Origin of the sequence: uncultured Thiodictyon sp. (genome assembly GCF_903828115.1) — a bacterium.
In the GTDB taxonomy this organism is placed as follows: Bacteria; Pseudomonadota; Gammaproteobacteria; order Chromatiales; family Chromatiaceae; genus Thiodictyon.
On sequence record NZ_CAIKKU010000145.1, the window covers coordinates 1 to 2,277 of the forward strand.

Sequence of the window (2,277 nt, forward strand, 5' to 3'; positions counted from 1 at the left end):
AGGCCTTCATGCCCGTCAGCCGCGACGCGGGGCCGCGGTGACCGGCGACGCTCGGGCAACCCGCGACGCCCCGTCGCGGCTGAAGCCGCTCCCACAGCGTCGCGGCGCGGCGCGACTTGCAAAGCGCTGTCGCAACGGCTACAACCGCAAGCGCCACGGCCACCAAGGAAACCGCCATGCCCGGTCCGGATCACGCGCGCCCGTTCGAGCTCTTCATCAGCTATTCGCACAAGAGCGAAGCGGTCAAGGACCGGCTGCTGACCAACCTGCGCGTGCTGGAGCGGCTGGGGCTGGTTTCTACCTGGACCGACCGCGCCATCCCGCCCGGCGCGGCCTGGCGCGCGGAGATCGAAGCGGCGATCGAACGGGCCGACGCCGCGCTCTTCGTGGTCTGCGCGGACTTTCTCGCGCGTGGTGCGCGAGATCCGCCAAGTTCTGAAAGAGCACCGCGCCCAACACGGCCTGCGCCCCCGCGCCCCAGAGCGAGACCCGGCCCCCGCCGCGCCGCCCGACCGCACCCAGGACGCACTCGCCGCCCTGCTCGCCGAACTCCCCGGCGCCACGCCCAGGCTCTTCGGCCGCGACGCGGAACTCGCCCGCATGGACACCCAACTCGGCGACGGACCGGCAGGCGGCGCGGGCGGCGTCCTGCTCTGGGTCGCCCCCGGCGGGGTCGGCAAGTCCGCGCTCACCCGCCAGTGGCTCGCGCGCCGCGACTGGCCGCCCGGCACCCGCTTCATCGGCCACTCCTTCTATTCCCAGGGCAGCCGCGACCAGACCGTCAGCGCCCGCGCCTTCCTGCTGCGCGCGCTCGCGGCGCTCGGCGAGCACCCCGCGCCGACCACCGCGGACGCCGACCTGGGCCGCCTGCTCGCCCGGTGCGCGGCCGGCGCGCCCACCGTGCTCGCCCTCGACGGGCTGGAGCCGCTCCAGCAGGCCGCCGCCGACCCCAAGCTCGACGGCCGGCTCAAGGACCTGGGCCTGGCCGCCCTGCTCGAAGGGCTCGGACGCGCCCCGGGCCAGGCGGTGTGTCTCGCCAGTTCCCGACTGCCGATCCCGGACCCGCTCATCGAGTCCCAGCCGCACTTTCGCCGCGTCCGGCTCGGCGTGCTGCCGCGTGCGGGGTCGGTCGCGCTGCTCGAGGCCCGCGGGCTCGCCGGCACCCCGGCCGAGCTCGACGCCATGGCCGGGCGCTGTGCCGACCACCCGCTGGCCCTGGTCCTGGCCGCGGAACTGACCCATAGCTTTCTCGACAACCGGGCCGCGGCCTTCCTCGCCCGCGACTGGCCGGTGCTCGCGGGCGAGGGCCCCGACCGGCACGCGCGGACCGTCATGGGCTGGCTGGACGCGGCCCTGCGCGACGAGCACGCGGCCCTGGATCGCGTCCTGCTGCGGGTGCTCGGGCTCTTCGACCGCCCGGCGCCCTGGGGGGCCGTCCTGGCGCTCCAAGACCAGGACCCGCCGCTCGCCGGGCTCACCGAGCCGCTGCACGCGGCGGGCGAGGCGGAGCTTGAGGAGGCGCTGGCGCGGCTGCGGCAGTGGGGGTTGGCGGCGCCGGTCGGGGGTGGGGACGGCGGCTGGGCGGAGGGAGATTGCGGGCGGGACGCCCGCGCTCCTTTGGACGCCCACCCGCTGGTGCGCGAGCACTTCGGCCGCGCGCTGGAGCAAGAGTCGCCCGCGGCCTGGCATGCGGCCCATGGCGTGCTGTTCGACTGGTTCCGGGCCCTGCCCGAGCAGGAGCAGCCGGAGACGCTGGAGGGGCTGGAGCCGCTCTACCGGGCGGTCGGGCATGGGTGTCGGGCGAGGCGGTACCGCCAAGCGCTGCGCGAGGTCTATCAGGACCGCATCCGGCGCGGCAACCAGAGTTATAGCCTGCTCCAGCTCGGCGCCATTTCCGCGGACCTCTCGGCCCTGGCAGGCTTCTTCCCCGCGGGCTGGTCGCAGCCGCCCGCAACCGGGGACCTGAGCGAGTCCGACCGCTCCTGGCTGATCGCCGAGGTCGCCTTCTGTCTCATGTCGCTCGGCCGACTCGATGAGGCGCTGGGGCTGCGGCGGTTGGGCCGCGACCGGGAGCGCGAGGCCGGGGACTGGAACAACTTCTGTATCTCCTCGGAGAACCTCGTCGACCTGCTGACCCCGCTCGGGCACTGGGGCGAGGCCGAGTCCGTGGCGCGCGAGGCGGTGGAGGCGGCGGGGCGCGTCGCGGACCAGGATAAGGCCCGGGGTCCCGCTGGGGATCACCTTTTCCTTTCTGATCGCCGCGCCGATGATCAACGA

1 protein-coding gene and 1 pseudogene are annotated in these 2,277 nt (G+C 74.8%); both read left to right on the plus strand.

What is annotated here, in order from left to right:
- Positions 1-176 precede the first annotated feature (176 nt).
- Positions 177-398: pseudogene (locus QZY48_RS34595) on the plus strand (toll/interleukin-1 receptor domain-containing protein); the annotation flags it as partial.
- A gap of 13 nt (positions 399-411) precedes the next feature.
- A partial coding sequence (locus QZY48_RS05375; RefSeq protein WP_295428725.1) for a hypothetical protein occupies positions 412-2,277 on the plus strand: 1,866 nt, incomplete at its 3' end.